The sequence below is a fragment of the Dissulfurispira sp. genome (assembly GCF_036745535.1).
Classification (GTDB): Bacteria; Nitrospirota; Thermodesulfovibrionia; order Thermodesulfovibrionales; family Dissulfurispiraceae; genus Dissulfurispira.
Genome location: NZ_DAIOFX010000011.1, coordinates 20287 through 36800, shown reverse-complemented (window position 1 = coordinate 36800; position 16514 = coordinate 20287). Strand labels below are relative to the sequence as shown.

Sequence of the window (16514 nt, the reverse complement as noted above, 5' to 3'; positions counted from 1 at the left end):
CGACCCCGGAAAGGCCATGCCCATACCTTATACAAATGCCTGCGGCAAATGCCATTAATGTAGAAGGGCAGTAAAAACCTTAAGAGGGGCAGGATTAATCCTGCCCCTCTTAAAACATCTTTAAAAACCACCCTGCAACTGCACCTCCAACCACCAGCCATGCAGCATTTAACTTAAAACGCATTCCTGCTGCGGTAGCGGCTATAACTATAAAAATCCCTCTCCAATCTATAAGCGTTGAGCTGGCAAGCTGAATGAAAATAAACTTAAAAATAAATATAAATATGATTAGAGACTTCTTTTTAGGTTTTATAAAAATCCATATCCTGCACCATGCAGCCAGAGAGCCTGTCTATGGTTTGTGGCTCATTGAGGAGCTTGGAAGGCACGGCTACAAACTGAGTCCTGGAACACTCTATCCGATTCTTCACAAGCTTGAGGAAGAAAATCTTCTGAAGTCATATTCAGAAAATGTTGGCGGCAAGGTACGGAAGTATTACAGGACAACTCCTAAAGGTATTAAGGGATTAAGGAAGATTAAGGAAAAAATAAACGAACTGGTGGGAGAGGTGATGGAATAATGGAAATAAATATCTTGATTCCAATCTTAGCGGCATTTTTATCAGCAGCCCTGACCCTGATGACAGGCTTCGGACTCGGAACAATCCTTACGCCTGTCTTTCTTGTGTTCTATGATGTAAAGATCGCCATTTTAATTGTAGCTGTCGTGCATCTTTCTAATAATCTCCTTAAAATCTCTCTTTTCAGCAGACATATAAATATTGATATTTTAAAACGCTTTGGTATTTTGACGCTGATTGGAGCATTTATAGGCGCATTTTTGCAGGGCAAAATGGACTCATCTGGAGTGAAAATTTTGCTCGGCATAATTTTGATATTCCTCGGCTTAAAAGAGGCAACCGGATTTGGAGAAAAACTGAGGCTTCCCAAAAAGATAGATTTCATCGGCGGCTTTCTTTCAGGGCTTTTAGGAGGCTTTGTCGGCAATCAGGGCGCAATACGAAGCGCATATCTGCTCAACTATAACATTACTAAAGAGACATTCGTAGCAACGGCAGCGATTATTGCCTCTGTTGTGGATGTTACAAGGATACCTGTTTATATCTTCAGCAACAGGGATGTGCTTACGAATAATGGATTGCTTTTGCTTATAACGACCGCATCTGCATTTGCAGGGACATTTGCAGGGAAGAGATTCTTGCAGAAAATATCCCTTAAGACTTTTAAGATATATATTGCAGCCATGATAGTAATAATCGGAGTGCTTCTGACGATTAGAATAATCTAAAAATATATTACTTAAAGACAAATTCGTAAAGATTGCCATGTCTTTTTCACAAAGTGACTTGCATGCCGCAGGAAATTAACAGAAAATTTACTGAAAAAGTTTATTCGATCTGTTTTATAATCTTAAAGAGTCTGAAGCCATTGCCATAAAGCCTATGGGTACAAAGTATAGAGAAGTAGACGCTGATGCATACGTCCCGATAGAAGCTGATAAGCTTGTTGTAGGAGTACGTCTCCCATTTAATGTCTTTGTAGAGGACAAAAGCGACATCAAGCCATTATTCAACAAGGAAACAATATTCACGAGCCTTGCAAGAAATATCCTGAAAGAAAAAGGGAATATCAAGAGTATATGTTGCTGGTGAAGACAGTTTATCGCTTTACTCCTATCTTCAAAATAACCCTTCCAAAAAGGATTCCATCGACAATGGTTCTAAAACATTTAAGGAATACTCATTCTATAAGGAGCAGCATTATCCGGTAGACAGGGTTTTTCTGATCCCGGGAATGGAAGTAAACTTCAGTCTTTTTTTATTGAATAAACTCAGCTTTACAATACTATTGGAGGCCACGCCCAAACGCCCTGAAATAATAAGCGAGGAGGTATTAACCACCGAGGGCGACATTGTCATCAAGAAATCCGACATTTCACTTTATCAGGGATACCTGAACTCTCTATTGAAATCGGAAAACATCTCTGAAGAGGATAAATTCAAAATAAAAACAATTGTTGTCAAAGAAAATGCAAAAATTACTGTAAAAGACCTTTTTGATAACCCGTTCAACAGCGAAAATATAAAGGCATCAAAAGAATTGGTAGCTAAAATAGTCGACTGTGTATTAAAAGACAGGGATGTGATATATGACATGGTCTCATTAAAAACTTACGACTATTACACGTATATCCACTCTGTAAACGTTGCGGTCATGTCGGCGGGATTGGGGGCTGCAATAGGATTGAAGAGGGAGGATATAGAAAAGCTGGGGATAGGGGCATTACTGCACGACATAGGGAAAAGTGCCATCCCCCATGAAATCCTTAACAAACAGGGAAGCCTTGATAATACCGAGTTCCAGATATTTAAAACTCATGTCATCGAGGGAGAAAAGATTTTACGCACCCACAACAATATACCCGAAGAATCCTTTGATGCGGTTTTACAACACCACGAAAAACTTTCGGGTAAGGGTTATCCTTCAGGGCTGTCAGAGGAGGCCATAAAACTATTCGGCAGGATAACGGCAATTGCAGATTGTTATGATGCCCTGACAACACCGAGAATCAAAAAATATCCGCTTACGCCTTTTTTTGCGTTATCGGTGATTGCAAAGGAGACAATAAATTACGACCATGAACTATTAAAAGAGTTCGTTAAAATGTTGGGCAGGGTTAAGTAGTAGTATGCCTCATAATCCATATTGTCCCGAACTCTTTGTCCTGATAAGCACGTATAAGTCCGAGCCTTAAGATCTCAAGCAATGCAAGGAATGTGACTATTATCTGAACCCTCGTGGTGTCTTTCTCAAAGAGTGCGTCGAATCTCATTGTATGCTCGCTTTCCATTTTATCCAGTATCATCGCAATCCTGTCCTTTACGGTCAGGGTCTCCCTCGTTATCTTTATTGCCTCGGAAGGAACCCTGCTCATTATTTTCTTCAATGCACCCATGAGGTCAAAGATGTTTACATCGAACAAATACAGCTCGGGCTCTGCTTCAATCTCATCCCTGTCCATGGGCGGTCTTGAAAAGATATTAGCCCATACTTCTTCCCTTTCCCTTAATGTGCCGGATGCCTCTTTATATGCCTGATATTCGAGAAGCCTCTGGACAAGCCCTGCACGGGGGTTTTCCTGCTCTTCAGTTTCTATGGTTTCATCAGGAGGAAGGAGCATACGGGATTTTATATAGATAAGGGTTGCAGTCATTACAAGGAACTCGGAGGCGATCTCGAGGTTGAGATCCTTCATTATTTCGATGTATTCGAGGTACTGCTTTGTGATAACAGCAATAGGTATGTCGTAAATATCGATCTTGTTCTCTTTAATTAAATGCAGTAACAGGTCAAGCGGCCCCTCAAATACGGGAACCTTTATAGTATAGGCCTCTTCCATAACTTGTAGATTTAGCCTCAGACCTGACAAAACTGACCATTATAGGCCTCTTCCATAACGCTATAATAAAACATATAGTTTGCAAAAGTCATCTTCTGCCTTCTCTCCCGCATTATTTATCTTATTAATAGATTCGAAACCTTGAAATATGTCTTGGAAAACGTTATGATTTGAATATGGGTAAGAAGATACTCTTTCTTGCATTATGTCTTAGTTTGTTTGTCATGATAACCTGCTGCGGAAAGAGAGAAGAACCATCCCCTCAAAAAAACCTTTCATGAAAAGCCTCTCGTTATAGGTCTTATCCCGGAGCAGAATATATTTAAACAGGTTGAACGGTATGAACCGATTGCCGATTACCTCTCAAAAAGGTCGGGATTAAGATAGAATTGAAAGTCCTTCCACGCTATGGAAACATCATTAACAACTTTGTTTCCGAGAATATGGACGGCGCATTCCTCGGAAGTTTCACTTACGCCCTTGCGCATGCAAAATTGGGCCTTGAAGTCATCGCAAGGCCGGAGTTGGTGGACGGCACATCCACATACCATGGGTTGATATTTGTCAGGAAAGACAGCGGCATCAAAACTATAAAAGATATGAAGGGGAAAGATTCGCCTTTGTTGATAAGGCAACAACAGCAGGTTATCTCCTTCCACTGGCATACCTTAAAAAGCACGGAATTCAAGATTACAAAAAATATCTTAAAGAGGCTTACTTTACAGGAACCCACGAGGATGCAATTTATGACGTCCTTAATAAAAAGGCAGATATCGGGGCTGCAAAAGATACCGTATATGAAAGGCTCTCGAATGATGATGTTAGAATAAAAGACAAGCTTGTTATTCTTGAAAGATCTCCCGATGTGCCTGAGAATAGTCTGGCTGTGAGAAAAAACATGGATAGCTCACTAAAAAATAAACTGAAAGAGACGCTTTTGAATATGCATAATGACCCGACCGGCAGTAATATATTAAAGGGATTCGGCGCCAGGAGGTTTATCGAAACAAGGGATAGCAATTATGAACCCGTGTTCAGATATGCAAAAGAGATAGGTCTGAATCTCGCTACATATGATTACATGAATTAGCAGCAATGATAAAAATATAGGTTTAAGCATCTTTTCCGTGATTTTCTTTCTTGGCGGGATATATATAATTCATTAATATCGAGAAGACCGCCTCAAGGCTTGATAAACTCATACAACTCCATCAGGTTGAAATACTCAGGGAACACCTATTGATCCATGTTAAAAAAGTGCAGACCGATCTCACCCTAAAGAACACGCGCCATGCAAGGGGCGTTGATACCATTGTGAATCATGTAAAGAACCTGACCGGCATAGTCGACACATGTTTTGACTGTCATCACTCCGAGGCCGTAAATGCAAAGCTTAGCGATCTGAAGAGTCATGTGGAAACATACAAAGAGGCATTCAGCAGGGTTTTAACCATAAGGGCCAATATCAGCAGGCTGGAGGCAGAGGAAGACAATGCCTTCAGGACAGGGGATGAACTGATTACAAAGTTAAACAATATGATAACATTTACAAGCAGCAGGCTTGAAGAAAAAACCCGCTCCTCCCTCATGGAGATTAACAACACAAAAATCATATTGTTTATACTTATCGCAGCAGGCCCTTTTCTGACTGCTGCGCTGGCCTTTGTTTTTATAAAAGGGTTAACGAATCCTGTCAAGTCACTCCTTAACGCAACTCATAAATTAAAGGGAGGCGACCTTGATTACAGAATTGGAGGCTTGAAGTATGAATTTGGAGAAGTAGCAGAGTCCTTTAATGAAATGGCTACCTCGCTGAAAGAGCATATGCGTAAAATAGAGGAAAGCGAGAAGCGTTACAGGATGCTTTTTGAGAGTGCAGGCGATGCCATTTTTATCCTCGATACCGATGGAGAGAATGCAGGCAGGATTGTGGCTGCAAACAGGGCAGTAGCAGAAATGCACGGATACACCGTTGACGAATTACTGACCATGAATATCAAAGACCTCGATGTTCCGGAGGATGCCGAAAGGGTACCGCAGCGCATGCATCACATTTTAGAGGGCAAGCAGCTTAAAGGAGAACTCCACCACCGCAGAAAGGACGGCACTGTCTTTCCTGTCGAAGTGACCGCCGGGCTTTTCGAAATTTTCGATCGCAAATATATTCTTGCCTTTGACAGGGATATTGCCGAACGCAGACGGCGGAGGAGAAATTGCAGCGCACCGAACAACTTAGGGTGTCCGGAGAGCTGGCAGCAGGGCTTGCCCATGAAATAAAAAACCCCCTTGCTGGCATCAAAATATCCATAGAATACCTGCTGGAAGGAAGTTCCTTCTCGGAAGAGCAGAAGGATATAATGTTAAAAATGGGATCAGAGATCAGACGTATCGAATTACTAATAAAGGAGTTCCTTAATTTTGCCAGGCCGCTTAAGCCGCAGATGATTGCCGTGAATATGAATAATATCATCGATAAGTCTATTGCATTTTCCTTTAAAGATACGGCCTTCTCAAAAGCAATAAACATCACAAGGGATTTTGACGATGATCTCCCCGAGACCATGGCTGACCCCATGCAGTTGCAGCAGGTATTCCTGAACATATTTCTCAACGCAGTGGATGCCATGCCCGATGGCGGGACGATAAGCGTAAAGACTTCCTACGAGCCTGCGGCAGCCTCCATAATTATAGAAATATCCGATACAGGCAACGGGATCAGTGAAGAGTTGCAGAATAAAATATTCCAGCCGTTCTTCACAACAAAGTCAAGGGGCACGGGACTGGGTCTGTCCATAAGTAAGCGGCTTATAGAGCAGCACGGAGGCAGTATCAGCATAAGGAACAATTTAGGAGGGGGAGCAGTGTTCGGCATAAATATTCCTATCAAACAGGAGGAGGCGCGGTTAGCATGAGTGGTAAGGGGAAGATTTTTATAATAGACGACGATGAGCTTATTGTCTCGATCCTCGAGAAGGCATTGACCAACGAGGGCTATGAGGTGAGTTCGCTGACAACAACAGAGGATGCGGTCAATAAGGTTAAAGCAAAGTCTCCTGACGTAATAATATACTGGATGTGAACTTCCCAGGGCAAAGCGGCATCGATTTGTTGCAAAAATTCAAGGAGCAGGGGATCGGTGCCGAAATTATAATGCTGACAGCGGACGATACTGCTGAAACCGCCGTTAAAGCGATGAAATTCGGCGCGGCAGATTACCTGACAAAGCCCTGTAATATAGATGAGGTCAAGATTGTAGTAAGCAATATACTCGAAAAAAGAAAGCTCAAGCGGGAAGTGGAATACCTCAGGAAGGTCAATTCCACATTTTTTTGAGAGGGAGTTGATAGGAGCATCGGGCCAGGTAGAGGATCTGAAGGCAAAGGCAGAGAAGCTGGCGGAGGCCAAAGTCCAGAGCATACTCATAACTGGAGAAAGCGGAACGGGAAAAGAGTTGATAGCGAGATACATTCACAGGTTAATGCATGGAGACTGTTCAAAAAGATGCATTCCATATATAGCGGTTAACTGCACTGCCTTGCCTGAGACCCTGCTGGAGAGCGAACTTTTCGGTTATGAAAAAGGGTCGTTCACCGATGCGAAGTCCGACAAGAAAGGGATATTCGAGATGGCAGACGGCGGCACGATACTCCTCGACGAGATAGGCGATATGAAAATGGACCTCCAGGGAAAGTTATTGCGGGTGCTCGAGGAAAGGGCGGTAAGGCGTATCGGTGGAAAGGAAGAAATACCCATTAATGTAACAGTGATTGCTACAACCAATAGAAATGTCTCGGAGGCCGTCAAGACAGGTGAGTTCAGAACGGACTTGTTTTTCAGGCTGAGCACCTTCTATTTACACATCCCGCCTCTCAGGGAGAGGAAAGAAGATATACCGGCACTCGCAAGATATTACCTCTCATACTTTGCAACAAGGTATAACAACAAGGTCATTAAAGGCTTTTCTCCAGAGGCCGAAAAAATCCTGACCATTTACGATTGGCCCGGCAATGTGAGGGAACTCAGGAATCTTGTTGAAAGGCTTGTGGTGCTTGAGAATGCCGAATATATTCTCCCGGAGCATCTGCCTGCATGGCTGACCAGCCAGCCAACAAGCACGGTCCAGCCTTCTAACGGAGGATTTACTCTTCCTGACACAGGAATATCCCTGGATGAGGTTGAGAAGGACCTTATTATGCAGGCCCTCGAAAAGGCAAAGCACAACAAGACCCTTGCGGCAAAGCTCCTGGATATAAGCTATGACTCCCTCAGGTACCAGATAAAGAAGTTCGGACTGGAATAAGAATATCAAGTCAGAAAGGAGTCTATAAGGAAGGAGTAATCGGATGGCTGCTCTGTCAGTTGTATTCCAAGCCCGTATCTTCTTCCGTCATCTTTATTTCCATCTGTCCTTACTACCCGTCCCTTAAGAGATATTCCTTCTCTGGTTGAACAGGGAAAGGAGACTTTTATGATAGGGAATAGAAATGTGCTTGTCGTTGATGACAGCGATTTGGTCAGAAGGATATTCTTCGATGCGCTCAGTCTGCATGGCTTTACCGTCAGCAGCGCCTGCGACGGAACCTCTGCACTTAAGCTTCTTGAAGACTCGGACTTTGGTATCATCATCACAGATTACTGCATGCCGGGAATGAACGGGATTGAACTCACAAAGGTTCTGCGCTTCCAGTATCCGGATGCACTTATAATCGGCATGAGCGGAGACCGTCTCGGAGATGATTTTTTGACGGTAGGAGCAGATGTCTTTCTCCTCAAGCCGGTTCGCCTCCAGGATATCATATCAGTGATAGAAAGTTTCAGGGGACAGAGGCATGCAATCCATGTTTTTAGGACTCATTTACACGATGTTTTTCCTGTCCGGCGCTGCAGCACTTATGTATCAGGTTATATGGGTTCGCTCTCTAACCTTGATATTCGGAGGCTCACACCTTGCGGTTACCACGGTCCTTTCTGTTTTTATGGCCGGATTGGCGTTGGGCGGGTATTTGACAGGAAAACATGTCGATGGACTCAGAAAGCCGTTGAGGTTATACGGACTCATCGAGATGGGGATAGCTCTTTTTGCTCTGATATTTATGGGATTGATGAAAATCTATCCCATAATTTATACCTTTTTCGCTCAAGGCAAAGACGATTATCCGTTGTATCTTTCATTCATTCGCATATTATTTTCTGTAGCCGCTTTGATAGTCCCGGCAACACTCATGGGAGGGACGCTTCCGGTCATGACAAAGTTTGTCTCGGATCAGCCCGACAAACTCGGCAGGCATCTATCCTTTCTTTACGGTTTCAACACGCTTGGAGCAGTAGCAGGAGCAGCAGCAGGGTTCTTCTTCCTCCGCCTTTATTCCGTTACCGCTGCCTTTCAGATAGCAGTCGCAATTAATATACTCATCGGTATTTTAAGCATCCTGCTTCATAGCAAGAAAATACCAATTTTTGCAGAACTTCCGGGCAATTTTCCGGCAGAACCTGCTGCCAACCTGAATGCAGTAAACCCATTTCAGGCAAAGCTGATCCTCTTGGGAATCGGGGTCAGTGGATTTTGCGCCCTCGGATATGAAGTCCTGTGGACAAAAATCCTGACCATCGTTGTCGGAGCGAGCGTCTATGGCTTCACCACCATGTTGATCGCTTTTCTTGCTGGCATAGCCCTTGGCAGTGCGGCGCTGGGATCTCTGTTCAAGATATTCAAGGCTGAGGATAAAGGGATTAGAAAAACCATGTCATGGTTCGGTATGGTTCAGATCGTCATCGGGGTAACCGCTCTGCTGGTGACCTTCTATATCCGCGACCTGCCTGTCAATTCAATCGTGCTATACGATTACTTTACAAAGATGAAGATCGATATATTCGAGAGCCGACAATGGGCAAACCTTTTACTCGCTTTTATTTATATGGTTATCCCTGCCTTCTTTATGGGAGTTGCTTTCCCATTGGCGGGTAAGATTCATGCCGGATACAAAAAAAATGATAGGGAGTGCTGTCGGAGAGGTGCTTGCATACAACACGGTCGGGGCAATACTCGGAGCTGCATTTAGCGGGTTTGTGATTATCTATATTATCGGCATAGAGAGGTCTCTCCAGATGCTCACCATAGTCAATATCGGTTGCGGATTGCTTGTTTTAGCAGGCATTAAGAACGTTAGGCTAATGAACTGGACAGAAGCAGGCATCGCAGCAGCGCTCCTCATCATCGGCATAAACCATGATATTTTGAGGATGTGGAATATGAAATACTTTGCCGTATTCCGCGCAAACCAGCCCGATGCTTTCAATACACCGGATAAGATCAAAGAAGCCCTCGAAAACACGGATGTCCTGTACTATAAAGAGGGTGTAGAAGCAATTGTAAGCTCTATTAAGATAAAAGGCGGCAATCAGGCATTCCTGACAAACGGCAGAGTAGAGGCATCGGATACCCCCGGAGATCTCCAGTTGCAGTTTACCCTCGGTCATTTGCCAATGCTCCTTCACAGAAACCCCGAGAATGTCCTTGTGATTGGATTGGGCAGCGGTATAACACTTGGCGCTACTTCCGTCCATCCGGGCGTGAAGGAAATAACACTTGCAGAACTTGCTCCGGAGGTGCTCGGTGTTGCCAGAACCTTTGGCCGTTACAACAACTATGTCCTCGACAATCCAAAACTAAGAATAATTTTTAATGACGGCCGCAACTTCTTGCTCACAACAAAGGAAAAATACGATGTCATCACTGCTGACCCTATTCATCCATGGTTCAGGGGCGCCGGCTATCTCTATACGACCGAATATTTTAAACTCGCCTCGGAACACCTCCGCGAAGGCGGGGTTATGTGCCAGTGGCTGCCTATTTATGAATTGACAATTGCTGACCTTAAATCTGTTGTAAAGACCTTCACCATGCATTTCAAGCATACAGCCCTCTGGCTGACATACTATGATTCGGTGATTATCGGGAGCAATACCCCCATCGTCTTTGACGAAGCCGAACTTGAAAGGAGGATATCTGTCCCTGCCGTATCGAATGCCTTGAAACTGGTTATGATGGGCTCAGCGAGAGACCTTCTGAGCTATTTTGCTATGGGGACTGACGGCATGAAGGCATTCAGCGAGGGTGGAACCATTAATACGGATAATAACCTTTACTTGGAATTCTCGGCGCCGCTATCAATGGGCAAGGGTTTTCTAATGACAAACAACCTCGATGCCATTGTAAAACACCGCGAAAGCATCCTTCCCTATCTGCTTCCAGCAAAGGAGCAGAGTGCCAGAGGAAAGCAGTTCAGGCCATGGAAGACTTATATCGAGGCTGCCGGAGTCTATGACAAAGCCCATATCCTTTTGCTCGGAGAGAAGTTCAATGCCGGGTTTAATTATTTATTGAATGAACTGGATAGGAAATATCCGTGGTATGCGCCTGGAAGGTTTTTAAAGAGCGAATACAGCTCGTTAATGGCAAGGGAGCCGAGGCTGCTTAAGCAGACTCCGCCGCTTGTCATGATGGATGAAAGGGGAGCTAAGGTCACTATTGAAATTTCTGCAGTTTTAAGCCGCATCAGCGATGAGATGGCGATTGTGGATTTTGTCGATAACAATGCCCGGGTTATCTATGGCCACCTGAATGTTCCGGGTTTGAACCGGGATGAATTCATCAACCGATTTGTCGATGATGTCCTATCTTCAATTCAGAAAGCATATCTCAAGGAAGCCAGAATTGCATTCGATAGAGGGAAAAGGCTGCCCTCGTTGGAATCCATGATGTTTAAGATAAAGGAAATCGTAACATCGAAGATACATGAATCAGAATCGAGATTGGTGAATTCACCATCCTGATTCGGCGGTTTTTCCGATTCTGCACGCATATTTTTCGTACCCATGCTACAACCTCTTGATATTATTGTAGAAATTTGTATGGCATGCTCATTGCTATTCGATAAAGCATGAGACACGGAAAAAGAACTAAAATATCTCCTTCTCGGTATCGTCATCTGCCTTATGGCCGTTCCGGCTCAGACCGCATCAGCAGACCTGAAACCGACCTTTCTCTATAATCTCTCCAGCTTTACAGGCCCTGTACACTTTGACTGGGTCAGGGTGGCTGCTGACGAGGAGCGGAACGAGATATATGTTGTTTCAGAAGGCATTATCCGTGTGTTCAACGAACGGGGAATGGAAATCTACCGTTTCGGAGATAATGCAGATTTCGGCGCTATCTATGATGTTGCGGTTACAAAAGACGGAGACATTATTATTCTCTCATATAGAAATTCCAGGTATTCTCTTATCCGCTGCAATTTCAGGGGCGAGCCTGTAGGCACTCTTGAAATCAAGAATCTTCCACCGGAGCTTTCGGGATTTTCTCCAAACCGCATTATTCACAAAACAGGACAGTTCTACTTCGCATCACTGGGTGCAATGAGGGTGGTAGTTACCGACATGGAAGGCAACTTCAAAGATTCTTATGACCTCGCAGCTCTTTCCGGAATCAAAGAGAATGAGCGGGCAGATACAGGCATTGTAGGCTTCAATGTCGACAGTGAGGGCAACATCCTTTATACCATCCCTGTAATTGCAAAGGCATACGCTTTATCGCCGGATAAAAAAGTAAGAGAATTCGGCAAGCGCGGAAGTGCTCCAGGGAAATTCGGGGTGCCCGGCGACATACTGAAGGACAGATCCGGCAATTACTATCTCGTTGCCGACACCCTCAGGTGTGTGGTCCTCATATTCGATAAGGATTTCAGGTTCATTACAGAATTCGGGTTCCGGGGATTGCGTCCAGGCAATCTAATAGGTCCGAGAAATCTGGCCATAGACGGCAAGGGATTGCTCTATGTAACACAACTCAGGCACAGAGGGGTCAGCGTTTTCAGAATTACGGAGCGTGACCTGCTTTACCAATAAAGGAGGTGGTGTGTAGAAAGCAATGACTTTAACTATGTTAAAAGAGGGGGCAATGAAGTAAAAACTTATCCGGATCGATTTTATCGACCGGAGCAATCCTCCGAAAAAGGTAAACCCATCGAAAGGTGGGGGCGCAAAGCCTACGGATCCTACGCAGGATGGCCGGGTTGCCGGAGAAAAAAATTTGGAGGATTGAAATGAAAGCATTGAAATTTGGTCTCGTATTAACGGCAGCCGCACTTATTGTAATCGGATTCAGCGGCACCAGCTTTGCCTTCCACTCGGGCGGCGTTGCAGAGTGCGAAGGATGCCACACAATGCACAACTCCTTTGAGGGCAACGCTGCAGGCAACACCGCACAATATTCAGCAGGCGTCTATCTCTTAAAGGGCTCCGACAGAGCTCCACATGCCTTAACTGCCATCAGCATCAAGGCGACACAGGCCGAGCAGCTACCACATCAGCACTGCTGAAGCAGATATGCCTGCAGGCACAGCCACTCTCCAGAGGACACCGGGCGGTGACTTCGGATGGCTGAAAAAGACATACACATGGATACCGAGAGCAGGTGCGGGCCAGGAGGATAGCAAAGGCGAAAGACATGGCCATAATATCATTGCCTCAGACTACGGCTATGTAGCAGACTCAAAGTTAGCCACATCTCCAGGCGGGAACTATCCTGCTTCAAGTCTCCACTGCTCGAGCTGCCACGACCCACACGGCAGATACCGCCTGACAGCAGCAAGCGGCACATCGGCAACTTTTGCAACATCAGGGAAGACTATAAAAGGTTCGGGTTCGTATGGAAGCGCCCCTGATTCAAACTCTGCCGTGGGTGCATACAGGCTGCTTGCCGGTGTAAACTATCAGCCTAAATCATTGAGCGGCAGCAACGCCTTCTCTTATGCCCCTGTGGTCGCTGTAGCGCCTTCCACATACAACAGGTCAGAAGCCGATACAGACACGAGAGTAGCATATGGAAAGGGCGTATCGGAATGGTGTGCAAACTGCCACGAGGCACTGCACAGCTTCCTCGGCAGCGGAATGGTTCATCCTGCAGGCGCTAATCTCCCTTCGGAGATCGTAAACATCTATAACAGCTATAAAAAGACAGGAGACCTTACAGGAACTCAGGCCACAGCATATCTATCCCTTGTGCCGTTTCAGACCGACAATTCGGCAGATATAACAGCACTTAAGAACTTAACAACATCAACTCAGGGACCTGTCGCCGGCGATAGGATAATGTGCCTTTCCTGCCACAGGGCACATGCTTCAGGATTTGACAGCATGACAAGATTCCCTATCGGCAATGAATTCATGACAGTGGCTGATGCATCAGGCAGCGCTGTATACCCCGACCCATCAGTAAACCCTGCACAGGCAATGGGCCGCACTGCGGCAGAGCAGCAGGCTGGAAGGAAGGGCTCCTCCATTACCCGTCTCAGTTGTGCATCAATGGAAAGGGGAGAGATGTTCATTGCTGACAGGGATAACAGCAGAATACAGATATTTACGACAGTTAAATAAAATCTTATTACGGTATAACCTTATTCAGTGGATACTCGACAATCCCAGATGCACCGATGCTCTTCAGCTTCGGTATTAAATCCCTGACCATCTTTTCATCTGTTATAACCTCGACAGCATACCATCCTGTATCGGAAAGCGGGGATACGGTCGGTGAGTGCATTGCAGAAAGCAGACTCAATACCTTCTTAAATGCCTTTTCAGGAACGTTCATTTTGAGACCTACCTTTTCCTCTGCAGCAAGCGCACCCTGTAATAGCATAGCTATATTTTCCATCTTCTGCCTCTTCCATTTGTCCTGCCATGCCTTTTTATTCGCAATAAACCTTGTTGTGGACTCAATAATAGTCTCGACTATCCTCAGATTATTTGCTCTTAATGATGTCCCTGTCTCTGTAAGCTCTACAATGGCATCAGCGAGATAGGGAGGTTTTACCTCTGTTGCGCCCCATGAAAAATCCACCTCTGCCTTTACTCCCCTTGACTTCAGGTACCTCTTTGTAAAACCAACAAGCTCTGTAGCAATCCTTTTTCCTTCGAGGTCTTTAACGCTCTTTATCTTTGAATCCATGGGCACGGCAATAACCCATTTAACAGGGCTGAAACCTCCCTTACCATAAATGAGCTCTGCAACCTCAACAACATCCGCATTCTGTTCGAGTATCCAGTCTTTGCCAGTCAGCCCGCAATCGAGATGGCCATCCTCCACATATCTTGCCATCTCCTGCGCCCTGATGAGCACGGAATCTATCTCGGTGTCATCAAAAACCGGATAATAAGAGCGTGAAGAAACGCTTATGTGGTATCCTGCCTTTCTGAATATCTTTAATGTTGCTTCCTGAAGGCTTCCCTTTGGAAGTCCGAGTTTAAGTTTCTTATTTTTATTCATATCCATTTCCTTTCCGAATTTATAGAGATATTATTTTAACTCAAATTATTAACAAATTGTATCCCTTCTATTTCAGGTACGCATCAAATATTCATGAATAGCCTTTGCTGCCTTTTTCCCAGCACCCATTGCAAGAATAACCGTTGCAGCCCCTGTCACAATGTCTCCTCCTGCAAAGACGCCTTCCCTGCTTGTGCGGCCGGTCTCCTTATCGGCAATGATATAACCCCATTCATTCAAGGCAAGCACGCGGTGCTTTGAGGCACAAGGGGATTGGCTTCTGTGCCTATTGCTACTATTACAATATCGACAGGAATCTGGAACTCCGAGCCTTTCTTTACAGCAGGTCTTCTCCTCCCTGATTCATCAGGCTCGCCAAGCTCCATCCTCACACACTCAACAGCCTTTACCCATCCGTCTTCACCGATTACTCTCACAGGGCTTGTAAGGAGTTCAAAGCGTATCCCCTCTTCCTTCGCGTGGTGGATCTCTTCCTTCCTTGCAGGCATCTCTCTTTCAGAACGTCTGTAAATTATTGTTGCCTCCTTAGCTCCCAGACGAAGGGCAGACCTCGCTGCATCCATAGCTACATTGCCTCCGCCAACAACCACTACCCGCTGACCTCTTTTAATCGGGGCATCGTATTCAGGGAATGCATAAGCCCTCATTAAATTCACCCTGGTCAAAAACTCGTTGGCAGAATAAACTCCGTTTAAATTTTCACCTTCTATTCCCATGAATTTTGGCAGACCAGCACCAGTGCCAATAAAACACGCATCAAACTCTGCCATTATCTCATCTATTGTAGTAAGCCTGCCCACAACTGAATTTGTAACAATCTCAACTCCCATAGCTATCAATGTATCGATCTCATGAGATACTATCCCCTTGGGAAGCCTGAACTCTGGAATTCCATACATCAATACCCCTCCTGCCTCGTGAAGTGCCTCAAATATGGTCACCTCATGGCCAAATCTGGCCAAATCATAAGCACAGGTCAATCCAGAAGGACCGCTTCCAACAATGGCTGCTCTTTTGCCTGTCGATTCTGCAATCTCTATAACATCTCCATTCCCGTGCTGCATTGCATAATCAGCAGCAAACCTCTCAAGACGGCCAATGGCAACCGGCTCGCCTTTTTGCCAAGAGAACAGTTCTTCTCGCACTGGTCTTCCTGCGGACAGACCCTTCCGCAAACAGCAGGAAGAAAGCTTGCAGTTTTTATCAGATCTATTGCATTCTTGAAATCACCTTCTTTGATAGCTTTGATAAATTGAGGTATCGGGATATGAACAGGACAACCTTCAACACACAATGGCTTCTTACACTGAAGGCAACGCCCTGCTTCTTTAATGGCCATTTCAGGGGAATAGCCCAGTGTCACTTCCTCAAAGTTCGAACTCCTCTCTTTGGGGTCTTGCTCTGGAATGGGGGTTTTATTAAGAATGATTTTCTGTTTATTCTTTTCTTCTGACATTACTCGAAAATCGCAAAGGCATGACGCTTCTTCCACGCTTCGAAGGATTCCTTCTCCTCATTAAGATATGTCTTCTGGCGGTTGATGAGAATATCCCAATCCACCTGATGGCCGTCAAAATCAGGCCCGTCAGTGCATGCAAATCTTGTCTTGCCGCCAACAAATACACGGCATCCGCCACACATTCCTGTGCCGTCAATCATAATGGAATTCAGGCTCACTACTGTTTTAACATTAAAAGAATCACGCGACCATATTTCTGGATATGTGTGGGCTGTCCGAGCGGGCCGCAA

The 16514-nt window shown here is 45.0% G+C and carries 18 protein-coding genes, 3 pseudogenes and 1 riboswitch; of the genes and pseudogenes, 16 read left to right on the top strand and 5 right to left on the bottom strand.

The window, feature by feature from the left end; genetic code table 11:
* The first annotated feature begins 254 nt into the window (after positions 1-254).
* The 4 genes from V7L97_RS04020 to V7L97_RS04005 all read left to right on the top strand — a co-directional run bounded on the left by V7L97_RS04020 (position 255) and on the right by V7L97_RS04005 (position 2706).
* Complete coding sequence (locus tag V7L97_RS04020) at positions 255-581, top strand: PadR family transcriptional regulator (RefSeq protein WP_333653571.1); 327 nt, start codon at positions 255-257, stop codon at positions 579-581.
* Positions 581-1309, top strand: a complete 729-nt coding sequence (locus V7L97_RS04015) for a sulfite exporter TauE/SafE family protein (protein WP_333653570.1) — start codon at positions 581-583, stop codon at positions 1307-1309. Before V7L97_RS04020 ends, V7L97_RS04015 begins: the two co-directional genes overlap by 1 nt.
* A gap of 154 nt (positions 1310-1463) precedes the next feature.
* On the top strand, positions 1464-1673 hold the full coding sequence (locus V7L97_RS04010) for a hypothetical protein (protein WP_333653568.1): 210 nt from the start codon (positions 1464-1466) through the stop codon (positions 1671-1673).
* 142 nt (positions 1674-1815) lie between these two features.
* On the top strand, positions 1816-2706 hold the full coding sequence (locus tag V7L97_RS04005; protein WP_333653566.1) for an HD-GYP domain-containing protein: 891 nt from the start codon (positions 1816-1818) through the stop codon (positions 2704-2706).
* Here V7L97_RS04005 and V7L97_RS04000 read toward each other — a convergent pair.
* Positions 2699-3421, bottom strand: a complete 723-nt coding sequence (locus V7L97_RS04000) for a segregation and condensation protein A (RefSeq protein ID WP_333653564.1) — start codon at positions 3419-3421, stop codon at positions 2699-2701. The two genes, V7L97_RS04005 and V7L97_RS04000, sit on opposite strands and share 8 nt — an antisense overlap.
* A 389-nt stretch (positions 3422-3810) precedes the next feature.
* Between V7L97_RS04000 and V7L97_RS03990 the strand changes: the two are divergent.
* From V7L97_RS03990 to V7L97_RS03965, 6 genes and pseudogenes are all read left to right on the top strand, one after another.
* Positions 3811-4511: pseudogene (locus tag V7L97_RS03990) on the top strand (phosphate/phosphite/phosphonate ABC transporter substrate-binding protein).
* Between the two features lie 167 nt (positions 4512-4678).
* Complete coding sequence (locus V7L97_RS03985; protein ID WP_333653562.1) at positions 4679-5698, top strand: PAS domain S-box protein; 1020 nt, start codon at positions 4679-4681, stop codon at positions 5696-5698.
* A complete protein-coding gene (locus tag V7L97_RS03980) occupies positions 5635-6333 on the top strand; it encodes a two-component system sensor histidine kinase NtrB (RefSeq protein ID WP_333653561.1) in 699 nt (232 codons plus the stop codon). The genes V7L97_RS03985 and V7L97_RS03980 overlap by 64 nt, the downstream gene beginning before the upstream one ends.
* Positions 6330-6500 (top strand): response regulator, encoded by a 171-nt coding sequence (locus V7L97_RS03975; RefSeq protein WP_333653559.1) that lies wholly within the window; start codon positions 6330-6332, stop codon positions 6498-6500. Before V7L97_RS03980 ends, V7L97_RS03975 begins: the two co-directional genes overlap by 4 nt.
* Positions 6497-6754 (top strand): response regulator, encoded by a 258-nt coding sequence (locus V7L97_RS03970; protein WP_333653557.1) that lies wholly within the window; start codon positions 6497-6499, stop codon positions 6752-6754. Before V7L97_RS03975 ends, V7L97_RS03970 begins: the two co-directional genes overlap by 4 nt.
* 7 nt (positions 6755-6761) lie before the next feature.
* Positions 6762-7721, top strand: a complete 960-nt coding sequence (locus V7L97_RS03965; RefSeq protein WP_333653555.1) for a sigma-54 interaction domain-containing protein — start codon at positions 6762-6764, stop codon at positions 7719-7721.
* A 5-nt stretch (positions 7722-7726) separates the two neighbouring features.
* On the opposite strand, the gene V7L97_RS03960 is transcribed toward V7L97_RS03965, so the two are convergent.
* A complete protein-coding gene (locus V7L97_RS03960; RefSeq protein WP_333653553.1) occupies positions 7727-8047 on the bottom strand; it encodes a hypothetical protein in 321 nt (106 codons plus the stop codon).
* Here V7L97_RS03960 and V7L97_RS12885 point away from each other — a divergent pair.
* From V7L97_RS12885 to V7L97_RS03935, 6 genes and pseudogenes are all read left to right on the top strand, one after another.
* A pseudogene (locus V7L97_RS12885) lies at positions 7932-8168 on the top strand (response regulator); the annotation flags it as partial. The gene V7L97_RS03960 and the pseudogene V7L97_RS12885 overlap by 116 nt on opposite strands.
* Before the next feature lie 91 nt (positions 8169-8259).
* The gene (locus V7L97_RS03955) at positions 8260-9480 is read left to right on the top strand and encodes a hypothetical protein (RefSeq protein WP_333653551.1); all 1221 of its coding nucleotides are present in this window, start codon (positions 8260-8262) and stop codon (positions 9478-9480) included.
* Entirely contained in the window at positions 9392-11254 is a 1863-nt protein-coding gene (locus V7L97_RS03950; RefSeq protein WP_333653549.1) for a spermidine synthase, read from the top strand. The genes V7L97_RS03955 and V7L97_RS03950 overlap by 89 nt, the downstream gene beginning before the upstream one ends.
* Before the next feature lie 162 nt (positions 11255-11416).
* Positions 11417-12325 (top strand): hypothetical protein, encoded by a 909-nt coding sequence (locus V7L97_RS03945; protein ID WP_333653548.1) that lies wholly within the window; start codon positions 11417-11419, stop codon positions 12323-12325.
* A 98-nt stretch (positions 12326-12423) separates the two neighbouring features.
* Positions 12424-12500: riboswitch (cyclic di-GMP riboswitch) on the top strand.
* Between the two features lie 22 nt (positions 12501-12522).
* Positions 12523-12798 (top strand): hypothetical protein, encoded by a 276-nt coding sequence (locus V7L97_RS03940; RefSeq protein WP_333653546.1) that lies wholly within the window; start codon positions 12523-12525, stop codon positions 12796-12798.
* 7 nt (positions 12799-12805) lie between these two features.
* Positions 12806-13855 carry a hypothetical protein gene (locus V7L97_RS03935; RefSeq protein ID WP_333653545.1) on the top strand — a complete coding sequence of 350 codons (1050 nt, stop codon included), beginning with the start codon at positions 12806-12808 and terminating at the stop codon, positions 13853-13855.
* Between the two features lie 7 nt (positions 13856-13862).
* Here the strand turns inward: V7L97_RS03935 and hisG are convergent, their stop codons facing one another.
* From hisG to V7L97_RS03910, 3 genes and pseudogenes are all read right to left on the bottom strand, one after another.
* Complete coding sequence (gene hisG / locus V7L97_RS03930) at positions 13863-14744, bottom strand: ATP phosphoribosyltransferase (protein WP_333653544.1); 882 nt, start codon at positions 14742-14744, stop codon at positions 13863-13865.
* A gap of 72 nt (positions 14745-14816) precedes the next feature.
* A pseudogene (gene gltA / locus V7L97_RS12880) lies at positions 14817-16221 on the bottom strand (NADPH-dependent glutamate synthase).
* On the bottom strand, positions 16221-16514 hold a 294-nt coding region (locus V7L97_RS03910), incomplete at its 5' end, for an iron-sulfur cluster-binding protein (protein WP_442891742.1). The pseudogene gltA and the gene V7L97_RS03910, both read right to left, overlap by 1 nt.